The 25,307-nt window shown below is 64.1% G+C and carries 22 protein-coding genes and 1 pseudogene; 19 read left to right on the plus strand and 4 right to left on the minus strand.

The genetic code is table 11. The annotated features are described in order from the left end of the window. Positions 1-96 precede the first annotated feature (96 nt). Genes ABID37_RS09645 through ABID37_RS09670 form a run of 6 tightly spaced genes read left to right on the plus strand, consistent with a single transcriptional unit; the run spans position 97 to position 6,624 of the window. The gene (locus ABID37_RS09645; protein ID WP_354194051.1) at positions 97-1,020 is read left to right on the plus strand and encodes an ABC transporter permease; all 924 of its coding nucleotides are present in this window, start codon (positions 97-99) and stop codon (positions 1,018-1,020) included. Then, positions 1,017-1,856 (plus strand): ABC transporter permease, encoded by an 840-nt coding sequence (locus ABID37_RS09650; RefSeq protein WP_354194052.1) that lies wholly within the window; start codon positions 1,017-1,019, stop codon positions 1,854-1,856. Before ABID37_RS09645 ends, ABID37_RS09650 begins: the two co-directional genes overlap by 4 nt. 40 nt (positions 1,857-1,896) lie before the next feature. After that, a complete protein-coding gene (locus ABID37_RS09655) occupies positions 1,897-3,471 on the plus strand; it encodes an ABC transporter substrate-binding protein (protein WP_354194054.1) in 1,575 nt (524 codons plus the stop codon). A gap of 16 nt (positions 3,472-3,487) precedes the next feature. Beyond that, entirely contained in the window at positions 3,488-4,309 is an 822-nt protein-coding gene (locus ABID37_RS09660; protein ID WP_354194056.1) for a creatininase family protein, read from the plus strand. Beyond that, complete coding sequence (locus ABID37_RS09665) at positions 4,306-5,940, plus strand: dipeptide ABC transporter ATP-binding protein (protein ID WP_354194058.1); 1,635 nt, start codon at positions 4,306-4,308, stop codon at positions 5,938-5,940. The genes ABID37_RS09660 and ABID37_RS09665 overlap by 4 nt, the downstream gene beginning before the upstream one ends. A 12-nt stretch (positions 5,941-5,952) precedes the next feature. Continuing rightward, positions 5,953-6,624: an RraA family protein gene (locus tag ABID37_RS09670; RefSeq protein ID WP_354194060.1), complete on the plus strand. Its 672-nt coding sequence runs from the start codon at positions 5,953-5,955 to the stop codon at positions 6,622-6,624. A gap of 3 nt (positions 6,625-6,627) precedes the next feature. On the opposite strand, the gene ABID37_RS09675 is transcribed toward ABID37_RS09670, so the two are convergent. After that, positions 6,628-7,386, minus strand: coding sequence for an IclR family transcriptional regulator (locus tag ABID37_RS09675; RefSeq protein WP_354194062.1), 759 nt, complete (start codon positions 7,384-7,386; stop codon positions 6,628-6,630). A 156-nt stretch (positions 7,387-7,542) separates the two neighbouring features. Here ABID37_RS09675 and ABID37_RS09680 point away from each other — a divergent pair, with 156 nt between their 5' ends. The 9 genes from ABID37_RS09680 to ABID37_RS09720 all read left to right on the plus strand — a co-directional run bounded on the left by ABID37_RS09680 (position 7,543) and on the right by ABID37_RS09720 (position 19,232). After that, the gene (locus ABID37_RS09680) at positions 7,543-9,144 is read left to right on the plus strand and encodes a GMC family oxidoreductase (RefSeq protein ID WP_354194064.1); all 1,602 of its coding nucleotides are present in this window, start codon (positions 7,543-7,545) and stop codon (positions 9,142-9,144) included. Between the two features lie 25 nt (positions 9,145-9,169). Further along, positions 9,170-10,474 carry an MFS transporter gene (locus ABID37_RS09685; RefSeq protein WP_354194066.1) on the plus strand — a complete coding sequence of 435 codons (1,305 nt, stop codon included), beginning with the start codon at positions 9,170-9,172 and terminating at the stop codon, positions 10,472-10,474. Positions 10,475-10,646: 172 nt separating this feature from the next. Next, a complete protein-coding gene (locus tag ABID37_RS09690; protein WP_354194068.1) occupies positions 10,647-11,594 on the plus strand; it encodes a LysR family transcriptional regulator in 948 nt (315 codons plus the stop codon). A gap of 135 nt (positions 11,595-11,729) precedes the next feature. Then, positions 11,730-12,515 carry a 5-formyltetrahydrofolate cyclo-ligase gene (locus tag ABID37_RS09695; protein WP_354194070.1) on the plus strand — a complete coding sequence of 262 codons (786 nt, stop codon included), beginning with the start codon at positions 11,730-11,732 and terminating at the stop codon, positions 12,513-12,515. Positions 12,516-12,567: 52 nt separating this feature from the next. Further along, entirely contained in the window at positions 12,568-13,584 is a 1,017-nt protein-coding gene (locus ABID37_RS09700) for a BMP family protein (RefSeq protein ID WP_354194072.1), read from the plus strand. A gap of 88 nt (positions 13,585-13,672) precedes the next feature. After that, positions 13,673-15,205: an ABC transporter ATP-binding protein gene (locus tag ABID37_RS09705; protein ID WP_354194074.1), complete on the plus strand. Its 1,533-nt coding sequence runs from the start codon at positions 13,673-13,675 to the stop codon at positions 15,203-15,205. Then, positions 15,202-16,326, plus strand: coding sequence for an ABC transporter permease (locus tag ABID37_RS09710; protein WP_354194076.1), 1,125 nt, complete (start codon positions 15,202-15,204; stop codon positions 16,324-16,326). The genes ABID37_RS09705 and ABID37_RS09710 overlap by 4 nt, the downstream gene beginning before the upstream one ends. Beyond that, complete coding sequence (locus ABID37_RS09715; RefSeq protein WP_354194078.1) at positions 16,327-17,265, plus strand: ABC transporter permease; 939 nt, start codon at positions 16,327-16,329, stop codon at positions 17,263-17,265. 785 nt (positions 17,266-18,050) lie between these two features. Further along, complete coding sequence (locus ABID37_RS09720; RefSeq protein WP_354194080.1) at positions 18,051-19,232, plus strand: porin; 1,182 nt, start codon at positions 18,051-18,053, stop codon at positions 19,230-19,232. Positions 19,233-19,295: 63 nt separating this feature from the next. On the opposite strand, the gene ABID37_RS09725 is transcribed toward ABID37_RS09720, so the two are convergent. Then, a complete protein-coding gene (locus tag ABID37_RS09725) occupies positions 19,296-19,886 on the minus strand; it encodes an antitoxin Xre/MbcA/ParS-like domain-containing protein (protein WP_354194082.1) in 591 nt (196 codons plus the stop codon). 320 nt (positions 19,887-20,206) lie between these two features. Between ABID37_RS09725 and ABID37_RS09730 the strand changes: the two genes are divergently transcribed. From ABID37_RS09730 to ABID37_RS09745, 4 genes and pseudogenes are all read left to right on the plus strand, one after another. Beyond that, the gene (locus ABID37_RS09730; RefSeq protein ID WP_354194084.1) at positions 20,207-20,950 is read left to right on the plus strand and encodes a glycosyltransferase family 25 protein; all 744 of its coding nucleotides are present in this window, start codon (positions 20,207-20,209) and stop codon (positions 20,948-20,950) included. Between the two features lie 145 nt (positions 20,951-21,095). Continuing rightward, complete coding sequence (locus ABID37_RS09735; RefSeq protein WP_354194086.1) at positions 21,096-21,377, plus strand: type II toxin-antitoxin system Phd/YefM family antitoxin; 282 nt, start codon at positions 21,096-21,098, stop codon at positions 21,375-21,377. Then, positions 21,377-21,700 carry a type II toxin-antitoxin system RelE/ParE family toxin gene (locus ABID37_RS09740; RefSeq protein ID WP_354194088.1) on the plus strand — a complete coding sequence of 108 codons (324 nt, stop codon included), beginning with the start codon at positions 21,377-21,379 and terminating at the stop codon, positions 21,698-21,700. The genes ABID37_RS09735 and ABID37_RS09740 overlap by 1 nt, the downstream gene beginning before the upstream one ends. Positions 21,701-21,888: 188 nt before the next feature. Beyond that, positions 21,889-22,623: pseudogene (locus ABID37_RS09745) on the plus strand (ISAs1 family transposase); the annotation flags it as partial. 81 nt (positions 22,624-22,704) lie between these two features. Here ABID37_RS09745 and istB read toward each other — a convergent pair. Both istB and istA read right to left on the minus strand, forming a co-directional pair. Next, positions 22,705-23,487, minus strand: coding sequence for an IS21-like element helper ATPase IstB (istB, locus tag ABID37_RS09750; RefSeq protein ID WP_035028556.1), 783 nt, complete (start codon positions 23,485-23,487; stop codon positions 22,705-22,707). After that, entirely contained in the window at positions 23,477-25,006 is a 1,530-nt protein-coding gene (gene istA, locus ABID37_RS09755; RefSeq protein ID WP_133676467.1) for an IS21 family transposase, read from the minus strand. Before istA ends, istB begins: the two co-directional genes overlap by 11 nt. Positions 25,007-25,307 lie beyond the last annotated feature (301 nt).

The following is a 25,307-nucleotide window of genomic DNA, read 5'->3' on the forward strand; positions in this document are numbered from 1 at the left end:
CATATTAAATGGTTGCTTATTTGGCAATTGATCTAAATAAATTCGCGTGTTTCGCTCACGTGGTTGTCGACGGCGTGCGGAGATGCTCCTGACAAGATGACCCGGTTCTGGCTGATCAAACTCCTGCGCACGATCCTCACCCTCTGGTTCGTGGTGACTTTCACCTTCGTCGTGCTCAGGACTTCCGGCGATCCGGTCGTCGCCCTGCTGGGCGGCGATGCGATGCCGGACGAGATCGAGCAGTTCCGCCGCCAATGGGGCCTCGACCAGCCGCTGATCGTGCAATATCTCAGCTATATCGGGCAGATGGCGACCGGCCAGTTCGGCGATTCCCTGCGCGACCACCGGCCGGTGATGGACATCATCCTCGAACGGGTGCCGGCGACGGTGAGCCTGGGGCTGGTCGCCTATCTGCTGGCGACGCTTGTCGGCATTCCGGCGGGCATCATCGCCGCCCTGCGGCGCGGGCGATTCGTCGACCGGGCAATCATGGCCTTCGCGGTCTTCGGCTTCGCGCTGCCGAACTTCTTCCTCGGCATCCTGATGATCCTCCTGTTCTCGCTGATGCTTCAGGTGCTGCCTTCGTCGGGAACGGGAACGATATGGCATTTCATCATGCCGGCCGTGACGCTCGGCACGTTCACCGCCGGAACGCTGGCGCGCTTCACCCGCTCGGCGATGCTGGAGGTTCTGGAGCGGCCCTATATGCGCGCCGCCGCCGCCAAGGGCGTGCCGGCGGTGAAGCGCATCCTGTTCCACGCCTTCCCGAATGCCGCCATCCCCATCGTCACCATCGTCGGCCTGAATCTGGGCCAGCTCATTGCGGGCGCCATCGTGGTCGAGACCGTCTTTGCCTGGCCCGGCGTCGGCCGTCTGCTGGTCACCGCCGTCTCGCAGCGCGATCTGGCGCTCGTGCAGGGGCTGGTGCTGGTCATCGCCGCCACCATGGTGCTCGCCAATCTGGCCGTCGACCTGACCTATGGCCTGCTGGATCCGCGCATACGCAAAGGTGCACGATGAAACGCCGCCCTTCCGTCATCGTCATCCTTTCGGCGCTGGTCCTGCTGGCCGTGGTGATCGTCGCCCTGGTGGGCAATGTCTTCACCTCTCACGCCGTGACCGGCCAGGACCTGCTGAACCGGTTGAAGCCGCCCGCCTTCCTCGGCGGTCCCGAGCAATATCCGCTGGGCACCGACCGCATCGGGCGCGACATGGTGGCCCGGCTGGTCGCCGGCTTGCAGATGTCGCTTTCGGTGGCGCTGGCCGGCACCCTGATCGGCGCGGTTTTCGGCACCGTCATCGGCTTTATCGCCGCGCATTTCCGCGGCTGGGTCGAGGAGGTGCTGATGATGTTCGTCGACTTCCAGGCCTCGCTGCCCTTCATCCTCATCGCCTTGACGCTGCTGGCCTTCTTCGGCAACTCGATGACGCTGTTCATCATCCTGATGGGCCTGTTCGGCTGGGAAACCTATGCCCGTCTTGCCCGCGGCGTCGTGCTGTCGGCCACGTCGCAGCCCTATGCGCGGGCCGTCGTGGCGCTGGGCGCGCACCCGTTGCAGCTCTATGTGAAGCACATCCTGCCCAATGTGGCCTCGGCGCTGATCGTGCAGATCACGCTCACCTTCCCGCAGATCATCCTGCTGGAAACCGCTCTGTCGTTCCTGGGGCTCGGCATACAGCCGCCGAACACCAGCCTGGGCCAGATCCTCGGCGACGGCCGCGACTATCTCTCCACCGCCTGGTGGATCTCGGTCTGGCCGGGCGTGCTGATCTTCGTGATCACCTTGTCGATGTCGATCCTGGGCGATGCGCTGCGCGACCGGCTCGACCCGATGCTGAAGACGAGAACGAGCTGATGTACCGATTCACGACACAAGGGAACAAGGAGGCAGGCTGATGATTACCCGACGGACTTTCGGCAAATATTCGCTTGGGGCCGGAATGGCGGCTCTCACCCAGCCGATCACAACGGTTTTCGCCCAATCGCGCCCCACCATCACCATCGCGGTGGACAATCTCTGGGCCAACATCAACACCATCAACGGGATCGCCACCACCACGCGGCGCTTCTTTCCCAACATCTACTCGCACCTGGTGGAGCGCGACTACATCGCCGACAAGGAAGGCCTCATCCTGCGCCCCGGGGTTGCGACCGAATGGAACCAGGACGGCAAGGTCTGGACCTTCAAGCTGCGCGAGGGGGTCAAGTTCCACAACGGCGAGACGATGACCGCCGAGGACGTGGCCTTTACGCTCGGTCCGGAACGCCTGTGGGGCGACCAACCGTTCGAGCCGCGCGGGCGCACCTTCGCCGCCGGCTTCGTGCGCGTCGAGGCCAAGGACGATCTGACGGTCGAGATCGAGACCGAGCGCGTCGATCCCTATATCCCGGGCAAGCTCACCGGCTATATCGGCTTCGTGGTGCCGAAGAAGCACTATCTGGACGTGGGCGTCGATGCCTTCGGTCAGGCGCCGGTCGGCTCGGGCCCCTACCGGGTGACCACCTTCCGCTCGGGCGAGGTGCTCGAGATGGAGGCTTTCGACGACTACTGGGAAGGCCCGCCCCCGGCGCAGAAGCTCATCTGGAAGATCGTGCCGGAATTCGCCGGCCGCATGGCCGGCCTGGTGTCGCGCGAGTTCGATTTCATGGCGAACATCCCGACCGACCAGGAAGCGCAGATGGGCAGCTATTCCGACATCACGGTCGCCCGGGCGCTGGCCGGAAACTATCCGGCCTTCGCCTTCAACTGTCGCGCGGACCCGGAGGACAATCCTCTGGTCGACGTCAACCTGCGCAAGGGCATGGTGCAGGCCATCGACATGGATTCCATCGTGCAGGCGCTGTTCGGCGAAACCACGTTCCATCCGGCGGTGCCGTTCAATTTCCCCGAATACGGGAAGTTCTATGACCCGGACATGCCCAATCCTCTGCCCTACGACCAGGAGGCGGCGCGCGCGCTGATCGCCAAGTCGGGCTATGACGGAAAGCCGCTGCGCTGGCACATCACCCGCTCGTTCTATCCGAACTACGAGGCGGCGGCCGAGATCATGATCGAGATGTGGCGGCAGGTGGGGGTGAACGTGCAGGCGATCATCCTCGACAATTTCGAGCTGGTCTACACGCGGCCCTACCACCTGATGAACATGTCGATGTCCACCGACTTCATCCCCGGCGACCCCTATCAGCCGCTGTGGCTGGATTGGGGCCCGACCGCCAGCCGCTCCACCGCCCACTGGAAGACATGGGACCCGACGCCGGAATATCTCGCCGCCGGCAAGGAGTTCGAGGAGGCGACCGACTTCGAAAGCCGCAAGGCCACCTATCTCAAGCTGTCGAAGGCATGGCAGAACGTGACGCCCGGCTACTACATGTGGAAGAGTGTCTACAACTGGGCCCACCGCTCCGACATCGAGTTCGTGCCGCGCCCGGACGGCGAGATGCGCATCTTCGGCGACTACACCAAGCTTTGACCGGAGAAGGCATCAGGTGTCGAAACACGCCCTGAAAGACATGACGGTCGCGGAATTCCGCGACCGTCTCACCCCGCAAACCGTGATCCTCCTGCCGTTCGGCAGCCAGGAGGAGCAGGGGCCGCATGCGCCCATGGGCGACTACATGCTGGCCGATGCGGTCGCTTGCAAGGCGGCTGAGCTTTCCGGCGCCATCGCGGCTCCTTGCGTGCCGTTCGGCTATGCCGAATTCTTCCGAGGCTTTCCCGGCGGCATCCAGTTGCGCGCCGCGACCTTCACCGCGCTGGTCGAGGATATGCTCGGCGCGTTTCTCGACCACGGCATCGAAAGGCTTGTGATCCTGAACGGCCACACCACCAATTCCACCCTCATCGACCAGGTGCAGCGCAAGGTGCGCCGTGAGCGCGGCGTGGCGGTGGCCTCGATCGACCTGTGGCGCTCGATCCCTGACAGCCTCTGGTCGGACATCCATGGCCCCGACGCGGCCCGCGCCCGGGGGCACGGCGCCGATCCGCTGACGTCGCTGGGCCTTTATCTCTATCCCGAAAAGATGCGCCCCGACCTGATCCGTCCTTCGAGCGCGGCCACGGCCTTCGGCTTGCCCGGAGCCTCCGTCGCCGGCGTGACGTTCGAGGGCGCGCAGGTGAACCTGCCGCTCGACGCGCAGGAGGTGAATGCCGACGGGATGCTGGCCGGCGATGCCATGCTGGCCTCGGCCGAGGCCGGGGCGCGCATCTTCGATCACGTCACCGGTTTCGTCGCCCGCTTCGTCGACCACATGCGCCGGTGCGATCCGCGCCAGCCCTTTGCCCTCCCGCTTGCCGAGGTGGTGGAATGAGCGCGCCGCTGCTGGATATCCGCAACCTGTTCGTGCCGCTGCCCGGGGGCGCGGACCGGCCCTATGCGGTGGAGGACCTGTCGCTGACGCTGGCCAAGGGCGAGATCCTCTGCATCGTGGGCGAGACCGGATCGGGCAAGTCGCTGACCGCCATGGCGACGATGGGCCTTCTTCCGCCCAATCTGCCGCCAGCGCGTGGGCAGGTTCTGTTCGAGGGCAGGGACCTGCTGACCCTGCCGAGTTCGGTGCGCCTCAAGATGGCGGGCAGCCGGCTGGCGATGATCTTCCAGGAACCCATCGCGGCCCTCAACCCGATCTACAGGGTCGGTGAACAGGTGTCGGAGACGTTCCGTCTCCATACCGACCTTCCCGCCGCGGAAATCAGGAAGCGGGTGATCGATCTGTTCCACGAGGTGCGCCTGCCAGGCCCGGAAGAGATCTTCGGCGCCTATCCGCACCAGCTTTCCGGCGGCCAGTGCCAGCGGGTGATGATCGCCTCGGCGCTGGCGCTGGACCCGGCGCTGCTGATCGCCGACGAGCCGACCACCGCGCTGGACGTGACCACGCAGGCGCAGATCCTGAAGCTGATGCTGGACCTGCGCGAAAAACACGGCACCGGCATTCTGTTCATCACCCACGACTTCGGCGTCGTGGCCGAGATCGCCGACCGGGTGGCCGTCATGCGCCATGGCAGGCTGGTCGAGATCGGCCCGGCGGCGCAGGTGCTGTCCAATCCTCAGGCCGAATACACCAAAAAGCTTCTGGCGGCCGTGCCGAGGCTGGAGCCGAGGCGCTCGCGCCCCGGTCTCGGCGAGGCCGTGCTGCAAGCGACCGGCATCGACAAGCTGTTCCGCACACGCAGCATCCTCGGAACGGCGCGCGAGGTGCGGGCGGTGGACGATGTCGACCTTGCCATCCGCCGCGGCGAGACGGTGGGGCTGGTCGGCGAAAGCGGTTCGGGCAAGTCCACGCTGGCGCAATGCGTCATCCGGCTGATCGAGCCGGACAGCGGCGACGTGATCATTTCCGGCGGAGAGTTCACAGGACTGAAGGGCGCGGCGCTGCGCGCGGCCCGCCGCCGGGTGCAGATCGTGTTCCAGGACCCCTATACCGCCCTCGATCCCCGTCAGGCGGCGGGCTCCGCCATCGCGGAAGGGCCGATGATCCACGGCCTGTCCCGCGACAAGGCACGCGAACGGGCTCTCGATCTGCTGGAAGCCGTGGGTCTCGACCGATCCGCCGCTTCCCGTTTCCCGCATGAATTCTCGGGTGGCCAGCGGCAGCGGATCTGCATCGCGCGTGCGCTCGCGGTGGAGCCCGAATTGCTGATCGCGGACGAAAGCGTCTCGGCGCTCGATGTCTCCGTGCAGGCGCAGATCCTCGACCTGCTGGCGAGGATGCAGGAGCGGCTGAAGTTCGGCATGCTGTTCATCACCCACGACCTGCGGGTCGCCTCGCGGGTCTGCGACCGGATCGCCGTGATGCGGCAGGGAAAGGTGATCGAGGAGGCCGAGCCCGCCACGCTTTTCGCCGCGCCGCGCGAGCCCTATACCCGCGCGCTGCTGGCGGCCGTTCCGGGACGCGACTGGCAAAATGCCCCGGATATCCCGCCGCTGCCGGCGGGCGAATAAAGGAACCAGCCCATGCAGAAATACCATGTCGGCGCCGAGCCGAACCGTATCGACCAGACGCTTATCGAGGGACTGGGGGCGGTGGAGATCGCCACCATCGGCCATTTTCGCCATCGCGGCTTCGTCAGCCACCGCCTGCGCCCCCTTGCGCCGCTTGGGCATACGCTTGTCGGCACCGCCATCACCGTGGCGATTCCTGCCACGGATTCGACGCTTCTGCACCACGCCCTGTCAGTTGTGAGACCGGGCGACGTGCTGGTCATCGACCGTCTGGGCGACACCCGCCACGCCTGCCTGGGTGGGGGCGTGGCTTTCGCCGCCAAAGTGGCGGGGGCCATCGCCGTCGTTCTCGATGGACCGTGCACCGACGCCGAAGAGATCGTCGAGGTGGGCCTGCCGGTGTTCTGCACCGGGATTTCGGGCATCACCACAAGGCTCAACGATCTCGGTGGCAGCCTCAACAAGCCGGTGTCGTGCGGCGGTGTGCCGGTATTGCCCGGCGATGTGGTGATGCTCGACAATTGCGGCGTGCTGGTTCTGCCGCCGGACGAGGCGCCGCAGGTGCTGGAGGAAGGTGCAGCCCGGCAGGCGCGCGCCAACCGCAATCGCGGCCGCATCGAAGCGGGCGAGAAGCTGGGCGATCTTTCCGGCGCCAGCGCCCTGGTGGCCGCCGGGCTGCGCTGACGCTCAGAAGGTCTGGGACAGCTTTCGCGAGGCGGCCTGCAACACGGGGATGTAGCGCTTTGCCTTCTCAAGGCTCATCCGCGCTTTGGGAGCATGGCAGGCGAGGGAGGCCACGACCCGCCCGTTGCGGTCCAGGACCGGCACCGCGATGGCGATGAGCCCGACCATGAATTCCTCCCGGTCGGTGCTGTAGCCGTTGCGCAGGATGGCGGCGAATTCCGACTCCAGCGCCTCGGGCGCGCTCAGGGTGGTCGGGGTGTACCGCTCCAAAGTCACGAGCGACAGAAGCTTCTGTCGCTGCTGTTCGTCCATGTGGGCCAGCAACAGCTTGCCGCTGGCCGTGCAGTGCAGGGGAACCCTGGAGCCCACCTCCAGATGCACGCGCAGCGGCCAGTTGGCCTCGACGCGGGCCAGGTAGATCGCTTCGGTGCCGGTTCGCGTCACGAAATTGCAGGTCTCTCCCGTGATGTCCACGACCTGCTGGAGGATCGCGTGCCGCTGGGTCCCGACCCCCAGCCGCACGATGCTGAGGCCCATGCGGAACAGGCGCGGCCCGACCGAGTAATGCCGCCCGTCGGGCTCGCGGAACAGGAAGCCCTCGTCCACCAGCCGCTGGCACAGGCGATGCAACGTGGCCTTCGGCATGTCGATATGCCCGGCCAGCTCCGGCAAGGTGACCGGACGGTCCGCCAGGCCGATCAGCTCGATGATGTTGAGGCTGCGGGTGATGGCGGAACTTGAGGGATCGGCCTGCGCGTTCATGGTGCCTCCTTGTCTCATCCAGTGAGACAGCAAACAATCTCGATGAAAAAATCCTGCATATTTTTGTCATGATCTCAACCAGTGAGACGAACGAACTCATAAAGTTTTGACACACGATGCCTCTTTGCCGGCTTTTGGCGGTGGGAGGAAGTTGAATTGAGCGAAGCGCAATACGACTACATCGTGATCGGTGCCGGTTCGGCAGGCTGCGCGGTCGCGGCGCGGCTTTCCGAAGACGGCAGGTTCCGCGTCGCCCTGATCGAGGCCGGCCCCCGGGACACAAGTCCCTGGATCCATCTCCCCCTGGGCTATGGCAAGACCATGTGGGACGAGCGCGTCAACTGGAAGCTCTATACGCAGCCCGATCCGAACATGAACGGCCGCCCGATCTATTGGCCGCGCGGCAAGGTGCTCGGCGGCTGTTCGTCCATCAATGGCCTCATCGCCATTCGCGGACAGGCGCAGGACTACGACGAGTGGACCGAATATGGCGGGAAGCAATGGAGCTTCCGCGAGGTGCTGCCGTGGTTCCGGAAGTCCGAGACGTTCACGGACGATGTCAATCCGGACTATCACGGCAAGTCCGGGCCGATCCGTGTCGACCCCATCCGCCGCGGCCATCCGCTGATCGACGCCTTCATCGCGTCGGCGGGCAATCTGGGCATCCCCCGCAACAGTGATTTCAACGGGCCGGACCAGCAGGGGGCCGGCTATTACCACCTCACCACGCGAAGCGGTCTGCGCAGCAGTGCTGCGGTTGGATATCTGCGCCCGGCGCGCGGGCTCGCCAACCTCACCGTCGTGACCGACGCAAGGGTGACCCGCATCCGGTTCGCGGGACGCCGCGCCGAGGGCATCGACTATCGGCGCGACGGCAAGACGCTGCGCATGGACGCGCGAAAAGGCGTGATCCTGTCGGCGGGGGCCGTGCATACCCCGCATCTGATGATGCTGTCCGGTCTCGGTCCGGCCGCGCATCTGAAGGAGCACGGCATCGATGTCCTGGCGGATATGCCCGGCGTGGGCGGCAATTTGCAGGACCATCTGCAGTTCCGGCTGATCTTCCGCTGCAACCGGCCCATCACCACCAATGACGATCTCAACAGCCTTCCGGGCAAGATCAAGATCGGGTTGCAGTGGCTGTTGTCGCGCTCCGGCCCGCTTGCGGTCGGCATCAACCAGGGCGCCCTGTTCACCAGCGTGACGCCGGGCTCGGACCGTCCCGATGTCCAGTTCCATGTCGCCACGCTTTCGGCCGACATGGCCGGCGGCAAGGTGCACCCCTTTTCCGGCTTCACCATGTCCGTGTGCCAGTTGCGCCCCGAAAGCCGGGGGCAGATACGGCTGGCTTCGGCGGATCCGGGCGACCAGCCCCATATCCACCCGAATTACCTGTCCGAGGAAAACGACCGGAAGGCGGCCGTGGCGGCGATACGGCTCGCCCGCCGGATCGCCGCGACCGATCCGCTGAAAGGACTGATAGAGGGCGAGGAACTGCCCGGCCCGTCAGCCCAGAGCGATGAGGACATCCTCGAATTCGCGCGCGGCAACGGCGCCACGATATTCCATCCCACCAGCACCTGCCGCATGGGGCGCGAGGACGACCCGCTCGCGGTGGTCGGCCCCGACCTGAAGGTGCGCGGGATCGGCAATTTGTGGATCGCCGATTGCTCGGTCATGCCGCGCATCGTGTCCGGCAACACCAACCTGCCGGCAATCATGATCGGGGAGAGATTGCCCGAATTTCTCAAGGAATAGGTTTCTGGCCAATGGGAGGAGAGCCATGATCAAGAAACAAAGAACCGAAAGTGAAAAGGAAGTAAGGCGAGTCGTATTCGCGTCGCTGATCGGTGCGACCATCGAGTGGTACGACTTCTTCCTGTACGGCGTCGTTGCCGGCATCGTATTCAACCAGCTCTATTTTCCGACCACCGACCCGTTGGTTTCGACCGTCCTGGCCTATGCGACCTTTGCCGTGGGCTTCGTCGCCCGGCCGCTCGGTGGCGTGGTCTTCGGCCATTTCGGGGACAGGATAGGGCGCAAGCAGATGCTGGTCCTCACCATCCTCATCATGGGCGTCGCGACGGTCCTGATCGGCCTGCTTCCGACCTACGCGCAGATCGGGGTCGCCGCACCCATAGCCCTGCTCATCCTGCGCATCGCGCAGGGCATCGGCATCGGCGGGGAATGGGGCGGCGCCGTGCTGATGGCCTATGAGTTCGCGCCGGAAAACAAGCGCGGCTACTATGCCTCGATCCCGCAGATCGGCTTGGCGCTCGGCCTGTGCCTGTCGTCGGGCGTCGTGGCGCTTCTCAGCCTGCTGCCCAACGAAGCCTTCATGGCCTGGGGATGGCGCGTCGCCTTCGTCGGCTCCATCGTGCTCATCGTCGTGGGGCTCTACATCCGTCTCAAGGTGACCGAGACACCCGCCTTCGCCGCCGTCAAGGAGGAGCAGGAGGAGGTCAAGATCCCCTTTTCCGAGATGATCCGCAAATATCCCAGGAACATCCTGCTGGGCATGGGCGCGCGCTATATCGACGGCGTGTTCTTCAACGTCTTCGCGGTGTTCTCCATCGTCTACCTGTCGAAATACGCGAATGTCGAGCGCACCACCGCGCTGGTGCTGGTGTGCCTGTCGGCAATCGTCATGGTCGTGTCGATCCCGGTCTTCGGCAAGCTGTCGGACCACTGGGGACGGCCGAAGACCTATGCCATCGGCAGCCTGCTTCTGGCGCTGGTGACCTTCCCGGCCTTCATGATGATGGGCAGCGGCAACCTGTTGTGGATCGGGCTGGCGCTGGTCGTGCCGTTCGGCATCATCTATGCCATGTGCTACGGCCCGGAGGCGGCCCTGTTTTCGGACCTGTTCGACGTGAAGGTCCGCTATACGGGCATTTCCTTCGTCTACCAGTTCTCGGGAATCTTCGCGAGCGGCATCACGCCGATCATCGCGACCTACCTGATCGACTTCGGAGACGGCACGCCCTGGCTGCTGGCGGGCTATGTCGTGTTCGCGGCGCTGGTCTCGATGGTTTCGGCGATGCTGATCCGGCCGCTGGACGTACCGGAACTCGCCTATCAGCGGTGACGCCAGACCTTCGACCCATGCCTGCGGCATTGCCTCCACGGTGATGCCGCAGGCGGTCCTGTCTTGCAGGCTGCTTAGGCAGGGTCCATGCGGGTTGGTGATACGAGTGCGCTTCGCATTGCCATGACCTGGCGGGAGTGTCATTTAGATCGCCAGGCTTTCGGAGACCCGCGTGCTCAAGTCCGAAGACAAGCAAATCGACGCCCGGCAATTGCGCATTCTGCTGACGCTGATCGAGGAGTGCAGCGTCACCCGCACGGCCGAGATCCTGAACCAGTCGCAGCCCTATGTCAGCCTGGTGCTCAAGCGCCTGCGCGAACTGGTCGGTGACCCGCTGCTGGTGCGCAGCGGCGCGAAGCTGGTGCCCACCGAAAGGGCGAGAAGCATGGTCGAGCCCATCCGCGCCGTGCTTGCCGGTATCGAGCAGGTCGTCAGCCCGGCCAGGACCTTCGTGCCGGCCGAAGCGAGCGGGACCTTTCACATCGCCTCCGCCGATTGCATGGAGGCGTTCTTCCTGCCCCGGCTGATCGCGCAGATGCGGACGGCCGCGCCGGGAATCCGGCTGACCATCCGCTCCATCGAGCAGGGCTACGACTATGCGGCGGCGCTGGAGCGGGGCGAGCTCGATGCCGTCATCGGCAATTGGCCGAGCCCGCCGCAGAACCTGAAGACCGTGCATCTCATGGCCGACGACATCGTCTGCCTGATGGGCGAGCAGCACCCGCTCGCGGCGGCGCAATCGCTTTCCATGGCCCGGTATCTCGAGGTGGAGCATCTGGCGCCGGTGCCGATGTCTTCGGCCGATCCGGGACCGATCGACGGGCGGCTGGCGGAACTGGGGCTGAAACGCGATATCCGGGTGATGGTGCCGGAGTTCAACCTCGTGCCCTATGTGCTGCTGTCGTCCGACCTCGTCTTCACCAGCAGCCGCCATTTCGCCCAGCACTATTCGGCCTTCCTGCCGATCCGCACCATCGACGCGCCCGCCGAGTTCGGCAAGATGCGGTTCTACCTGCTGTGGCATGAGCGGGCCCATGCCGCGCCCGAGAACAATTGGCTGCGCAACCAGATCATCGGGGTGGCGCGCGCCCTCGCGACCCGTCCGGCCGCAGTACTATAATCGAATCGATATAAACTTCTTTCGCTGCATGCCACTTTCGATATGCGGGTGGGGGTGCCACCTTTCTCCTGTTGCTGCAGTGACCAATTCGGGCCGTCGGCCGTGGCCTCGACACGATGGAAACAGGAGATTCACATGCAGGTTAGCGAAACGGAGAAGCTCGGCCGATGGGCCGGCCGCAACACCGACAAGGACGTGTTGCGCGAAGAGGTCTGGGGGGCGCTTGAGCGCGGCAACTACAATGTCGGCCCGGTGTGGAGCCGCATCCCCAATTTCGTCGGCGCCGACGAGGCCGCCAAGCGGCTGTCGGAGCTGTCCTTCTGGAAGAAGGCCAAGGTGGTCAAGTGCAATCCCGACCCGCCCCAGATTCCGGCCAGGCTGCGTGCCCTCTATGACGGCAAGCTGCTCTACACGCCGGTGCCGGAACTGGTGAAAGGCTTCCCCTTCGTGCTGCTCGATCCCGAGAAGCTGGCGAAGAACAACGTCCAGTTCGAGCTGGCCGCGACGTCCCAGGGCGCGGTCGAGCATGGCGAGCCGGTGGCGTTCGAGGACATGATGGAGCTCGATGTGGTTATCGTCGGCTGCGTCGGCGTTACCCGGCAGGGCGGACGCACCGGCAAGGGCGGCGGCTTTGCCGACCTCGAGCTCGGCATCTTCCGCGAACTGGGCAAGGTCTCGCCGGACACGCCGATCGTCACCACCGTCCATTCCACCCAGGTGGTGGACGACGACCGCATCATCATGCTCAAGCACGATTCGGCGCTGAACTGGATCGTCACCGAGAAGGAGGTCATCGAGACCCGCTCGCCCTATCCGCAGCCCACCGGCGTGGCCTGGGACGTGGTGCAGCAGGACCAGCTCGACGACATCCCCTTCCTCAAGACGCTCAAGGAGAACCTGCTGGCCCGCCGCGCCGGATAGAAGCCGCTGGAAGCCTGCAGTCTTGCCAACACCAACAAAAGAGGGGTTCGAAATGCTGACACGCAGGAATTTTCTCAAGCACACCGCATTGACGGCATCCGCGGCAGCCTTGGGGCTGGCGGGTTCCGTGAAGCGTTCGGCCGCCGCGGACCCCGTCCGCGTCGCCCTGATCATGACCGGGCCCATCACCGACGGGGGATGGGCCCAGCCGGCCTACGAGGGCCTGACGGCGCTGGGCGAGACCGGGAATTTCGAGGTCGCCTACGCCGAGAACGTCACCCAGGCCAAGATTCCGCAGGTGGTCCAGGGCTATGCCGATGACGGATACGATCTCATCATCGGCCATGGCTTCGAATTCGGCAGTGCGTTCATCGAGATCGCGCCGGACTATCCCGACCAGAAGTTCTTCGCCTCCACCTTCAAGCCCGAGGGCGAGGTGCCGGAGAATGTGCGCTATATCGACCTTGCCTATTTCCCTGCCGCCTATGGCGCCGGCACGCTCGCCGCGCTGATTTCGAAGAACGGCAAGGCCGTCGGCTTCGTCGGTGGCGGCGACAACCCGACCCAGCAGCGGATGATGAAGTGCTTCATCGCCGGTGCCGAGAAAGCCGTGCCCGCCATCAGGGGCCTCGGCGTCGTGACCGGCGACTATGAGAATGCGGCGCGCGGCAAGGAGGCGGCCGAGACCATGGTCGCTAATGGCGCGGACGTCATCTGGCATGGCGCCAACGTCACCGGTCTCGGCGCCATCCAGGGCGCGGTGTCCGGCGGCGCGACGGTCATCGGCTGCTATTCGGACCAGACCGAACTGGCACCCGACAAGATGGCCACCAGCTTCGTGATGAACCTGGCCTGGATGGTCAAGGAAGTGGCCGGCTCGGTCGCCGACGGAAGCTTCGAGGGCGGCGTCGAGTGGAAGCCGAAGGTGACGGAGATGTGGGCGCCCAGGGCAGCATCGATGGGCGACTACAATCCCGGTCTCGTGTCGGATGACAACTGGCAGAAATTCCAGGCTGTATGGGCAGAGCTCGGCGAGGGCAGCATCGACGTGGCCGCGCTCGTGCCGTGATATCGAAGGCCCGTTCGGCTATAGGCCGGGCGGGCCTTTTCGGCCATGAGAGCCGAGGGGAAGCTGGCACCGTTGCAGGGAGGATAAGATGGCGCCGTTCCTGACCGCCCGGCAGATCGTCAAGCGATTTGCATCCGTGGTGGCAAACGACCGTGTCGACTTCGATGTCGGGCGCGGGGAGATTCATGCCTTGCTGGGCGAGAACGGTGCCGGCAAGAGCACGCTCATGCAGATCGTCTATGGCCAGTATGCCATGGATTCTGGCGAGATCCTGATCGAGGGCCAGCCGGCGCGCATCCGCCACACCCGCGATGCGATCGACCGTGGCATCGGCATGATCCACCAGGAATTCATGCTGGTGCGGCGTTTCTCCGTGGTGGAGAACGTGGTGATGGGCCTCGATGCCGGCAAGGGGCCGATGGTCGACCTCAAGGCCGCGGCGGTGCGGCTGAAGGAGCTTTCACAGCGCCATGGCCTTCAGGTCGATCCCTGGCAGCTTGTGGAGCACCTGCCGGTGGGCGTGCAGCAGCGTGTCGAAATCCTCAAGCTGCTTTACCGTGACGCGCGCCTGCTCATTCTCGACGAGCCCACGGCGGTGCTGACCCCACAGGAGACCGAAGCGCTGTTTTGTGTGCTGCGCGAGCTTGCGGCCGATGGGCGCTCCATCGTCATCGTCACCCACAAGCTCAAGGAAATCATGGCCATCAGCGATCGGGTGACGATCATGCGCGACGGCCGGGTCGTGGCCTCCGTCAAGACGTCCGAAAGCTCGGAGGACGAGCTCGCGCGGCTGATGGTCGGCCGCGACGTGTCACTGAGGGCCAGCAAGGCCGCGCGGCCGGCGGGCAGGGACGTGCTGCGCATCGAGGGGCTGCATGTCGCCGATCATCGTGGGCACAGCGCCGTCGCCGGTGTCGATCTGACGGTGCGCGAGGGCGAGATTCTCGGCCTCGCAGGTGTCGACGGAAACGGCCAGTCCGAGCTTGCAGAGGCCATCATGAACCTCAGGCCGGTGCGGCAGGGCAGGGTGCTGCTGGGCGATATCGACCTGACATGCGCATCGCCGGCGGAACACCACCGGCACGGCCTTGCCTATGTGCCCGCCGACCGGCGCCATGTCGGCTCCCTGACCGACCTGTCGATCGGGCGCAACGCCATTCTCGGCCGCCAGGGTGCCTTCACCAACGGCATGGGGCTGATGGACGAGCAGAAGATCGCCGGCTTCGCCTCGGGGCTGATCGAGCGCTTCGATGTCCGGCCGCGAAACCCTGCCTACATCGCCGGCAAGCTTTCTGGCGGCAATCTGCAAAAGGTCATCCTCGGCCGCGAGGTGATGCGCGACCCGGCGGCCATCATCGTCGAGCAGCCGACGCGCGGGCTCGATGTCGGCGCGATCGAGGCGGTCTGGCGCGAGATCATCGCCCAGCGCGATGCCGGCAAGGCGATCCTGCTGATTTCCGCCGAACTGGAGGAGATCCTCAACCTCGCCGACCGCATCGCCGTCATCTATGAGGGCCGCATCATGGGCATCGTCGAGGCAAAGGACGCCTCGCTTGCCTCGATCGGCATGATGATGGCCGGCGCCGGCCAGGCTGACGCCGATCTGGAGAAAGCATCATGAGGAAACTGATCGAGCGCCGGACCACGCCGGCGGCGTCCTTCACCGCGGTGGCGCTTGCGACCGGTCTGTCGGTGGTGCTGGCGCTGGTGATCGGCGGGCTTCTGTTCCTGCCCTTCGGCGCCAATCCGTTCCAGGCCTATGGGGCGCTGTTCGAGGCCGGCTTCGCCACGTGGCGCGGCTTCGGCTTCACGCTGGTCAAGGCCGCGCCGCTGATCCTCATCGGTCTCGGCACGATCTGCGCCTGGCGTACCGGCTTTGCCTATCTGGGCTTCGAGGGTTGCCTGCTGGTCGGGGCCGCCAGCGCCACCTGGTTCTCGCTCCAGGTTGCCGAGGGCGGTGCGATCGGGCCGCTGCCCTTTGCCGTCTTCCTGCCGCTGGCCGTTCTCGTCGCGATGCTGACGGGTGCCGTCTGGGCGGGAATCGTCGGCCTGTTCAAGAGCCGTTTCGGCGGCAACGAGGTCATCACCTCGCTGATGATGAACTATATCGCCATCTTCCTGGTGCAATATCTGGTGTCGGGACCGCTGCGGGCGAAGGGCGAGCTGCCGGCCAGCCCGCGCCTGCCGCAGGAGACCTGGCTGCCCGTGATACTGGAGGGAACGCGGGCCCATGCCGGCATCCTGATCGCCATGGTTGCGGCGGTTGCGGTGTGGCTGCTGCTGCTTCGCAGCCGTGTCGGCTACGAGCTGGTGGTGACCGGGCTGAACCCGAAGGCGGCGCGCTATGGCGGCATCAATGTCGGCAGCCGGCAGATCATCGCCGCCCTGCTGGCCGGCGGGCTGGCATCGCTCGCAGGCATGGTCGAGGTGCTCGGCGTGCACCACAGGCTGGTCGACGGCCTGTCCGAAGGCACCGGCTTCATCGGCATCGTCACGGCGCTGCTGGGCAAGCTCCATCCGCTCGGCGCGGTGATTGCCGCCCTGCTCTATGCCGGAATGTCGGTCGGCGCCGACGCCATGCAGCGGCAGGCGGGGTTGCCGGCTTCGGTGATCTTCATCGTCCAGAGCCTGATCGTGCTCTTCGTGCTGGCCAGCGACCTGCTGCGCTACTACGCGATCAGATGGCCCTCGACCCCGTGCCGGCCGGGTCGTGTCATCATGACGGAAGCCGGGAGGAAGTAGATGGAATCGGATCTCGTCCTCTCCACCTTTCTCGTCGCCTGGCTGGCGGCCGCCGTGCGCCTTGCCGGGCCGCTTTTGCTGTCGGCCCTGGGCGAGATCTTCGCCGAGCGCTCGGGCATCCTCAATGTCGGCATAGAAGGCACCATGCTGATCGGCGCGGTCGCCAGCTACCTGGTCGCGCTGCAGACCGGAAGCCCGGTGATGGGCCTGCTGGCGGCCATGCTGGCCGGCCTTGCCGCCAGCCTGTTCCTGGCCTGGATGTATGTTTCGGTGCAGGCGAACCAGGTGGTTGTCGGCATCATTTTCAACATCTTGGCGCTCGGCCTGGCGAGCTACTTCTACCGGCTTTTCATGGGCGGGGTTTCGGGGCCGCAGAAAATCGTCATGTTCGAGCCGATCGCCATACCGTTCCTGTCCGAGATTCCGTTGCTTGGGCCCATCCTGTTCAGGCATACGGTGTTCCTCTATGCCGTCATGCTTCTGGTGCCCGTGGCCGGCTTCGTGCTCTACCGCACCAAGCTCGGGCTGAGGCTGCGCGCGGTCGGGGAAAATCCCCGTGCGGCGAGCACGGCCGGGATCAGCGTATCGGCCATGCGCTATGTCGGCGTGCTGATATCCGGCGCGGCTGCCGGGGCGGCGGGCTCGTATCTCATTCTCGCGCAGGTCGGCCTTTTCCGCGAAACGATCATTGCCGGCCAGGGCTTCATCGCGCTCGCCATCGTGATTTTCGGCCGCTGGAACCCGTACAAGGCGGCACTGGCGGCATTGGTGTTCGGCGCCGCGGACGCGCTGCAACTGTCGTTGCAACTGTTCCAGGTCGGCCTGCCGCCGCAATTGCTGCTGGCCCTGCCTTATCTGCTCACGGTGATCGCCATGTCGGGCCTTCTGGGCAAGGCCAACCAGCCCGACGCGCTGATGATGCCCTATCGCAGGGAGTAGGCGGCACCGCCTTCCGGAACAAGGCGGCACAAATCCAACGGAAGGCGGGCCTGCATGAAGCGGCGGCCGTTGTCGGCCGGCCGAATGGGAAGTCCGTACCGTGGCATTCCCACGCATATTGGCATGAAACGAAGTACGGCCCGGAGCTTTCCGAGCCTGTTAACCGGTCAATTTTCGTGTAAAATCAAAAACTTAAAAAATGGTAGTGGGAAGCGAACTGGACCCGTGCCCTCTCTGAAAAAGGGTGAAAATCGGTGGCCGACGGTCATCTCCGGCGTCAGTTCACCGACGGTGGCGCCGACCCGGCGGCATCAGCCAACCGCGCCGCCTGATCGACCTCATCACCCATTTCCGGGCATGGCTCGGACAGAGAAGTCCGATACCGATCCGCCCAAGCCCTGAGCGCGTCGCCCGGAGGCGATCGTCTTGATGCGGGAAGGCAAGGGGTGGGGCTTCGTCGGCGTCGCAGGGAATGCACGGCCCACGAAGCCCCGTCTCGACTGGAGATCGAGAGCCGCAAACAAGCATAATGCTGCCGCGTGGTCCAGCGGTTCAGGCGACGTCAATCCTTACCACATTGTTAAGGCCGCCGCCTCAATCGTGTCAAAATTGCCACATGCCCTCCCGAATGGCGGCGGCCAGGAGCCTGACGAGGCAAATTCGGCTTGAATGAATCGCCCCGGTGGGAAATCAATCAAGCCGGAAAGAGGGGCGACTCGCACGATCTTTTCAATCACTGCCCTCGGGCAACCAAGAAACCATTCAGTTTTGGACTGGAGAGACACATGAACATCAAGAGCCTGCTTCTCGGCTCCGCTGCGGCCCTCGTCGCAGTTTCCGGTGCGCGCGCCGCCGACGCCATCGTCGTCGCCGAGCCGGAACCCGCTGAATACGTCCGCATCTGCGACGTCTACGGCGCTGGCTACTACTACATCCCGGGCACCGAGACCTGCCTCAAGGTCGGCGGCTATCTGCGCTACGACGTCGGCGTGGGCGACCTGTTCGGTCACAACGACGTCGTCGACAAGAAGGACCTTGCCGACTTTGTCCGTGACAATCCTGGTGCTACCGACGGGGATATTCGAGCCGCCCTTGCCGACGGCACCATCGACACCAACGACACCTATTTCAAGCAGATGCGTGTCCAGGTGAACATGGATGCCCGTGCCGAGACCGAATACGGCACCCTGCGCGGCTACATCGCCCTGAACTTCAACGAGCGCATCAATGCGGTTAATGTGTTTGATGACCAGGATGCCTTCCTCTACAGCGAAACCACGAGCGGCAATCGCTGGAACATCGACCATGCCATCATCCAGCTCGGTGGCCTGACCGTCGCCTACTCCGACTCGCTGTTCGAATCGCTGACCGACTCGGCCGGCACCGTCGTCAACGACGACCTCGTCAACTTCACGCCGGGCAAGTCGCACTACATCGCCTACACCTTCGACGCCGGCAACGGCTTCTCCGCCACGCTCGGTGTTGAAGACGGCAACGGCTTTGACGGCGCGCTCGACTCCTATGTCCCGCATGTCGTGGCTGGCGCCTCGTGGACGCAGGGCTGGGGCAAGATCGCCGGCGTCGTCGCCTATGACTCGAACTATGAAGAAGTCTCCGGCAAGGTCCGCGTCGACGTCAATGTCAACGACGCTCTGAGCCTGTGGGCGATGGCTGGCTTCACCGGCGCCGACAACGATATCGGCGAAATTGGCAGCTACTACGCCACTTGGGAAGGCGACTGGGCCGTCTGGGGCGGCGGTCAGTACCGCTTCACCGAGAAGGCCGCGCTCGACGTGCAGCTCTCCTATGACGACGTCGAGACCTTCGCCGCTGTTGTTGGCGTTCGCTACAACATCGTTCCGGGCTTCGTCATCCGTCCGGAAGTTGCCTATGTCTCCGCGAAGGACGACTTCGACAACTCGGAAGACTTCTGGGGCGGTTACCTCCGCTTCCAGCGTTCGTTCTAAGATCGGTTTCACCGTCTGAACAGAAGGGCCCGGCAGGCAACTGCCGGGCCCTTTTCTTGATTCTCAGGCTTTCGAACGACGGGCCATCTCGATGACTGGCTGCTGTTCGCCCTGGATCAGCAGATCGATCGGAGCATTGCCACCCAACGCAACGTTTCGCGCAACAAGCCACTGCCATGCATCCCGCTGATCCTTGAAGATGGCAATGACCTCCGCGAGGCCATCGACCGGGCGTCCGTCGAGGAACTGCCTGAGCGGGAAAACGGGCTTCTTGCTGGTCCTGGCATTCAGGGCGATACACTCGCCGCGCTTGTGCCATCGATGCAGCGTGGAACGATTGATCCCGAAATGTTTTTCGATCAGCGTGGGGCCTGCAACGGGGCCGGCCCAGTCATCGGGCAGTTGCAGCCCGTCGGGCTCGGAAGGTGCGGCCGCCTGGAAGCGCCGGATGCCGTGGTCAAGCGAACCCTGTGCCGTCTCCACGACATTGGCGACGAAATCCGTCGCCAGTTCGGTGAGATGATCCTCCAGCGCGGCCATGGAACGCTGCACGGATTGAGGCTGGACGGCGATCTGCGCCGCGATCTGCGCGGCCAGTTCCGATGCCGTCCGGACACCGGGCAGCTGCAGGGTCGGGTCATGCTCCTTCAGCAATTCGCCGATCAGCCTGGCGATCTTCGCTTCGAGTTCTTCCCTCTTCGCCAGCCGCGCCCTGAAAATGTCGCGGGACAGTTTCCGTCTCGTTGCCAATCTTCCGAACCCCGTTGTCTTTCACGACAGCAGACTGGCAATCTTTGCGCGCGCGTCAATGGAACCCTGACCTTGCCTCGGCAAAGCCGTGATCACTGCGCCGTGGTTGAGACGCACCAGGCCATATCTGCCGGAGACCGGCCTTCACGGCCGGTCTGGCTTGGGATATCAACCTGCCATTGAATCATGACCGTTCGCGAGACCCTGGAACTGAAAGACCTCGGATGCTGCCCATACTGGTGATCAATCTCGATCGATCGAAGGAGCGATGGGAGAAAATCTCGGCGAGCGCCAGACAGTCGAAATCGCTTATCCGACGTGTCGCTGCCGTCGACGGTGCCGAAATTCCGCCCGATGCATGGGTCGGGTTCGACGCGGGCCTGTTTCGGCGCAATCATGGCAAGGTCGCGCTTGCCGGCGAGTATGGCTGCTATCGCAGCCATCTGAGGGCATTTGCTGAAATCGTCGAGAATGGCGACGAACTGGCCGTCATCGCCGAGGACGATGTCGTCCTTAACGGAGATCTGGAGAAGCGTGTCAGGGCGCTGTTCGAGGCTCGCCCCAGCATGGGCCTCCTCAAACTGGTCAATCATCGCGTCAAGGGTTTCGTCAGATACGGCACTTCGCGGCTGGGTGACGACTACGGCCGCTGCATGCATGGACCGCAGGGCTCATCCGCGTGTTACGTCGTGACCCGGCAGGCGGCCGGACAGCTTTTGCAAAAGCTCGATCCCATGTCTCTGCCCTATGACGTGGCGCTCGATCGCGGTTGGGCGACCGGGGTGGAAACATTTACCACCCGCCATCCTCTCGTTGCTTTCGAGGGTGAGAGCCGATCCATTACGACTGTGGGGAGCCGCCAGGACTATGGCAGTGTCAAAATTCCGGCCTTCAAGCGGCTCGGAGCCTTATCCTTCCGCACACGGGATTATCTGGCACGCGTCGTGTATGCTCTGGCAGGCAGGTAGACGGGGTTGCTCTAGGTGGCCACGGGGTCACCGAACAGTTTGTAGTACCGCTTGTGTCCCTACCCCCTGGACTGGCGCCGCGAGCGAAGCCACTTCCATATGGACTATTAACGGTCCATATTCTGGTCAAAAGGGGATCGAATTGATGAAGCTATCGGAACAGGTCAAGCCCATCAGCTATCTCAAGGCACATGCGCCGGAAGTCATCCGCCAGCTTGGAGACAACCGGCAGCCTGTGGTCATCACGCTGCACGGTGAGGCAAAAGCCGTGCTTCAGGATGTTATGCAATATGAGGAAATCCAGGAGACGCTGGCCCTGTTGAAGGTTTTGGCGCTCACCAACCGCAAAGTCGTGGAGGGAAAGGTTCGTCCAGCCACTGAGGCCTTTGCCCGCCTTCGTACTCGGCTGTCAAAGCCCGAAGCCTGATGTCGCACCGCGTTCTCTTTGCGGACGATGCAGAGCAGGATCTCGAAGATGTCTACCGCTTCATTGCCGGTCGTGACGGTGTGCAGACTGCCGACCGGATTCTCGGCGAAATCGAGCCGGCGTGTCTTGCGCTTGAAGCATTCCCGGAGCGGGGAAATGTCCCGAAGGAGTTGGGCGGGCTTGGCATGGCTGAATATCGGGAGTTGCATCACAAGCCATGGCGGATGATTTACCGCACCGTCGGGGATGATGTGATCATTTACTGCATTACCGACGGACGGCGGGACATGCAGTCCTTTCTGGAGCGAAGGCTGCTCCGTTGAACGCGTCGATTCCGCAGCTTCGCCAATCCTGTCACGCCAATTCATCGATACGGTCAATCTCTGCGCCGCCCGGCCCGACTGGCAATCACCTGCCGGTAGAGTTCGCAGGGGAATCGCATTTGAAAAAAGGAGTGGCGGATTGGGCCGGAATTGATTCTTTGGGAGGCTTCCTTGATTTGGGGGGTCTCATGTCCTGGTTTGCTCGTGCCTTTGAAAGTCTTCCCGATCCGCGCACCGGCAATGCGCAGCGTCATGACCTGCTGGAGGTGCTGGTGATGGCACTGACGGCGGCGGTATGCGGTGCGGAGACGTGCTCGGACTTCGCCGACTTTGCGGTTGATCGGGCGGACCTGTTCGGGGCATTCCTGCGTCTGGAGAATGGCGTTCCGAGCCATGACACCTTCTCGCGCATCTTCCGGCTTCTGGACCCGGATGCGTTTGCGGCGTGCTTTGGCCGGTTCGTAACGGATTTGGGGGCGGCGGGCGCCGGCGTTGTGGCGATCGACGGAAAGACGCTGCGGCGCTCGTTCGACACGGCCGCCTCTCGTTGCCCCTTGGCGGTGGTCACCGCCTTTGCCTCGGCAACGCACACGGTGATTGGCCAGGAGAGCTTCCGGGTGAGCGAGGGCGACAGCGAGATCCTGGCGGCCCGGGCATTGCTGAACTGCCTGGACCTGACGGGTCAGTTGGTCACCGCCGACGCCCTCCATTGCCAGAACGATACGGCTCAGCTGATCCTCGATCGGGGCGGCGACTATCTGCTTCGGCTCAAGAGCAACCGCCCGGCGCTGCACCGGATGGTCAAGGAGTATTTTGCCGATCCGGCGATCCGCGGCGAACTGGCCGTCTTCGAGACCACGGACGCCGATCACGGCCGGATCGAGCGGCGGCGAGCCTATGTCAGCCACGATCTCGACTGGCTGTTGATTTCCGCTGAGAGCTGACCCGGGATTTTCGCCGAGAAGTGACCCGCCTTCATGTATGGTTTGGGTCTTAGGTTTTGGTCAAGGGGCGGCTTTCTCCTTCTTGCTCGTTGCGGCCTGTGCTGAGCTGTTCTTGAAGCGGAAGCTGTCGTTTCCGGTTTCCAAGATGTGGCAATGATGGGTGAGGCGATCGAGCAGCGCCGTCGTCATCTTGGCATCACCGAAGACGGTCGCCCATTCGCTGAAGCTGAGGTTGGTGGTGATGACGACGCTGGTGCGCTCGTAGAGCGTGCTCAGTAGATGGAACAACAGCGCCCCGCCTGACGCGCTGAAGGGCAGATATCCGAGTTCATCGAGGATGACGAGATCGGAATGGGCGAGCCGGTTGGCGATCTGGCCGGCCTTGCCTTGGGCCTTCTCCTGCTCGAGCGTGTTGACAAGCTCGACGGTGGAGAAGAAGCGCACACGCTTGCGGTGATGCTCGACCGCCTGCACGCCAAGGGCGGTGGCGACGTGGGTCTTTCCGGTGCCAGGGCCGCCGACAAGCACGACATTGTTGGCATCGCCCATGAACTCGCATCGATGGAGCTGACGCACGAGGGCTTCATTGATCTCGCTGCTGGCGAAGTCGAAGCCTGCCAGGTCGCGATAGACCGGGAAGCGTGCACTCTTGAGCTGATAGGCCACGGATCTGACCTCTCGCTCGGCCATCTCGGCCTTCAGCAGCTGCGACAGGATCGGGATGGCGGCCTCGAAGGCGGGAGAAGCCTGCTCGGTGAGCTCGGCGACGGCCTGCGCCATGCCGTGCATCTTGAGGCTCCGGAGCATGATGACGATGGCGCCGCTGGCGGGATCATGACGCATGACGCACCTCCCGAACCTGGCGCAGCGCATCGTAGCGCTCGACATTGGCCTGTGGCTCCTTGACCAGGCTCAGCGCCTGCGGCGCATCCACGACGGGTGCCGTGATCGGCTTGCCGTCGACCAGCCGATGCAGGAGATTAAGGATATGGACCTTGGTCGGCACGCCAGCCTGCAGGGCCATCTCCACTGCCGTCAGCACGACCTGCTCGTCATGTTGCAGGACAAGCGACAGGATCTCGACCATCTCGCGGTCGCCGCCGGGCTTCCTGAGCAGGTGCTGCTGCAGCCGTTTGAAGGCTTCGGGGAGTTCAGTAAAGGGAGCGCCGTTGCGCAGAGCACCGGGCTTGCGCTGGATGACCGCCAGATAGTGACGCCAGTCGTAGACGGTGCGACCGGGGCCGTCATGCGACCGCTCGATGATGCGGCGGTGCTCGCACACGATCTGCCCCTCCGCGGCAACCACAATCCGCTCCGGATAGACCCGGAGGCTAACCGGCCGGTTGGCAAAGGACGCCGGCACGCTGTAGCGGTTGCGCTCCAAATGGACGAGGCAGGTCGGAGAGACCCGCTTGGTGTATTCGACGAAGCCGTCGAAGAGGCGTGGCATGGGCATCAGGAACCGTGCTTCCTCGGCCCGGATGTCTTCGATCGTGCCGGGTCGGAGGCCATGGGGAATCTGTTGCCACAGCTCCCGACACCGCTGCTCCAGCCAGTCGTTTAGGGCCTCCAGCGATGGAAAGCGCGGCATTGGCTGCCATAGCCGGTGACGCGCATCCTGGACGTTCTTCTCGACCTGTCCCTTCTCCCAGCCCGAAGCCGGATTGCAGAACTCGGTCTCGAACAGATAATGGCTGGCCATGGCCGAGAAGCGGGCATTGACCTGCCGCTCCTTGCCGCGGCCGATCCTGTCGACCGCCGTGCGCATGTTGTCGTAGATCCCGCGCCGGGGAACGCCGCCCAGAACCCGGAAGGCGTGGTTGTGGGCGTCGAACAGCATCTCGTGCGTTTGCAGCGGATAGGCCCGCACGATGAAGGCACGGCTGTAGCTGAGCTTGCAGTGCGCCACCTGAAGTTTGGTGCGCTCGCCGCCGATGACCGCCCAGTCTTCCGACCAGTCGAACTGGAAGGCCTCCCCGGGCTCGAACGCCAGCGGCACGAAGGTGCCGCGCCCGCTCGTTTGCATCTGACGCTGGCGCTCTTCCTTCCAGGCCCGCGCAAAGGCGGCGACACGACCATATGAGCCCTCATAGCCGAGGCTCATCAGATCGGCGTGCAACTGCTTGATCGTGCGCTTCTGCTTGCGCGGCCTGTTTGCTTCCGTCCTCAGCCAGGCAGACAGCCGCTCGGCATAGGCATCAAGCTTGCTCGGCCGCTCCGGCGCCTTGAAGCGGGGCTCGACCTCACCTGATCGCAGGTATTTGCGGATCGTATTCCGCGACAGTCCCGTGCGCCGTGCAATCTCCCGGATCGAATGTCCATCTCGCAGATGCCAGCGTCGGATAACGCTCAGTAACGCCATGTCTATCACTCCAAAGTCCCCTGCAATCAACCAGCAGGGGTGGGTTCAAACATGGGTCACTTCTCAATGGAAAAATCCCTCAATCCCGGGTCAGCTCTCAGCGGAAATCAACATACTCGAAGCTTCTCCTGCCGCATGTCCTGTTCAATGCCGCGCGGCGGTCGAAGTTGCGGGGGTTCATACGTGGGCTGAGCAGTCGCGCTGGATAACGAACGGCCGCTGGTGACCAGAGCGCCCTCAAACCCCTCAACCCGACAGCTTCTGAGTGACGAAGACCTCCAGATATTCTCCCTTCGAGGCT

The sequence above is a fragment of the Aquamicrobium terrae genome, from assembly GCF_040545735.1.
In the GTDB taxonomy this organism is placed as follows: Bacteria; Pseudomonadota; Alphaproteobacteria; order Rhizobiales; family Rhizobiaceae; genus Mesorhizobium; species Mesorhizobium terrae_A.

What these genes read in the sequence shown, in the direction of transcription:
- ABID37_RS09645 (WP_354194051.1), top strand. Translation starts at nt 97, where the DNA reads ATGACCCGGTTCTGGCTGATCAAACTCCTGCGCACGATCCTCACCCTC.
- ABID37_RS09650 (WP_354194052.1), top strand. Translation starts at nt 1,017, where the DNA reads ATGAAACGCCGCCCTTCCGTCATCGTCATCCTTTCGGCGCTGGTCCTG.
- ABID37_RS09655 (WP_354194054.1), top strand. Translation starts at nt 1,897, where the DNA reads ATGATTACCCGACGGACTTTCGGCAAATATTCGCTTGGGGCCGGAATG.
- ABID37_RS09665 (WP_354194058.1), top strand. Translation starts at nt 4,306, where the DNA reads ATGAGCGCGCCGCTGCTGGATATCCGCAACCTGTTCGTGCCGCTGCCC.
- ABID37_RS09670 (WP_354194060.1), top strand. Translation starts at nt 5,953, where the DNA reads ATGCAGAAATACCATGTCGGCGCCGAGCCGAACCGTATCGACCAGACG.
- ABID37_RS09675 (WP_354194062.1), bottom strand. Translation starts at nt 7,386, where the DNA reads ATGAACGCGCAGGCCGATCCCTCAAGTTCCGCCATCACCCGCAGCCTC.
- ABID37_RS09685 (WP_354194066.1), top strand. Translation starts at nt 9,170, where the DNA reads ATGATCAAGAAACAAAGAACCGAAAGTGAAAAGGAAGTAAGGCGAGTC.
- ABID37_RS09695 (WP_354194070.1), top strand. Translation starts at nt 11,730, where the DNA reads ATGCAGGTTAGCGAAACGGAGAAGCTCGGCCGATGGGCCGGCCGCAAC.
- ABID37_RS09700 (WP_354194072.1), top strand. Translation starts at nt 12,568, where the DNA reads ATGCTGACACGCAGGAATTTTCTCAAGCACACCGCATTGACGGCATCC.
- ABID37_RS09705 (WP_354194074.1), top strand. Translation starts at nt 13,673, where the DNA reads ATGGCGCCGTTCCTGACCGCCCGGCAGATCGTCAAGCGATTTGCATCC.
- ABID37_RS09710 (WP_354194076.1), top strand. Translation starts at nt 15,202, where the DNA reads ATGAGGAAACTGATCGAGCGCCGGACCACGCCGGCGGCGTCCTTCACC.
- ABID37_RS09715 (WP_354194078.1), top strand. Translation starts at nt 16,327, where the DNA reads ATGGAATCGGATCTCGTCCTCTCCACCTTTCTCGTCGCCTGGCTGGCG.
- ABID37_RS09720 (WP_354194080.1), top strand. Translation starts at nt 18,051, where the DNA reads ATGAACATCAAGAGCCTGCTTCTCGGCTCCGCTGCGGCCCTCGTCGCA.
- ABID37_RS09730 (WP_354194084.1), top strand. Translation starts at nt 20,207, where the DNA reads ATGCTGCCCATACTGGTGATCAATCTCGATCGATCGAAGGAGCGATGG.
- ABID37_RS09735 (WP_354194086.1), top strand. Translation starts at nt 21,096, where the DNA reads ATGAAGCTATCGGAACAGGTCAAGCCCATCAGCTATCTCAAGGCACAT.
- ABID37_RS09740 (WP_354194088.1), top strand. Translation starts at nt 21,377, where the DNA reads ATGTCGCACCGCGTTCTCTTTGCGGACGATGCAGAGCAGGATCTCGAA.
- istB (WP_035028556.1), bottom strand. Translation starts at nt 23,487, where the DNA reads ATGCGTCATGATCCCGCCAGCGGCGCCATCGTCATCATGCTCCGGAGC.
- istA (WP_133676467.1), bottom strand. Translation starts at nt 25,006, where the DNA reads ATGGCGTTACTGAGCGTTATCCGACGCTGGCATCTGCGAGATGGACAT.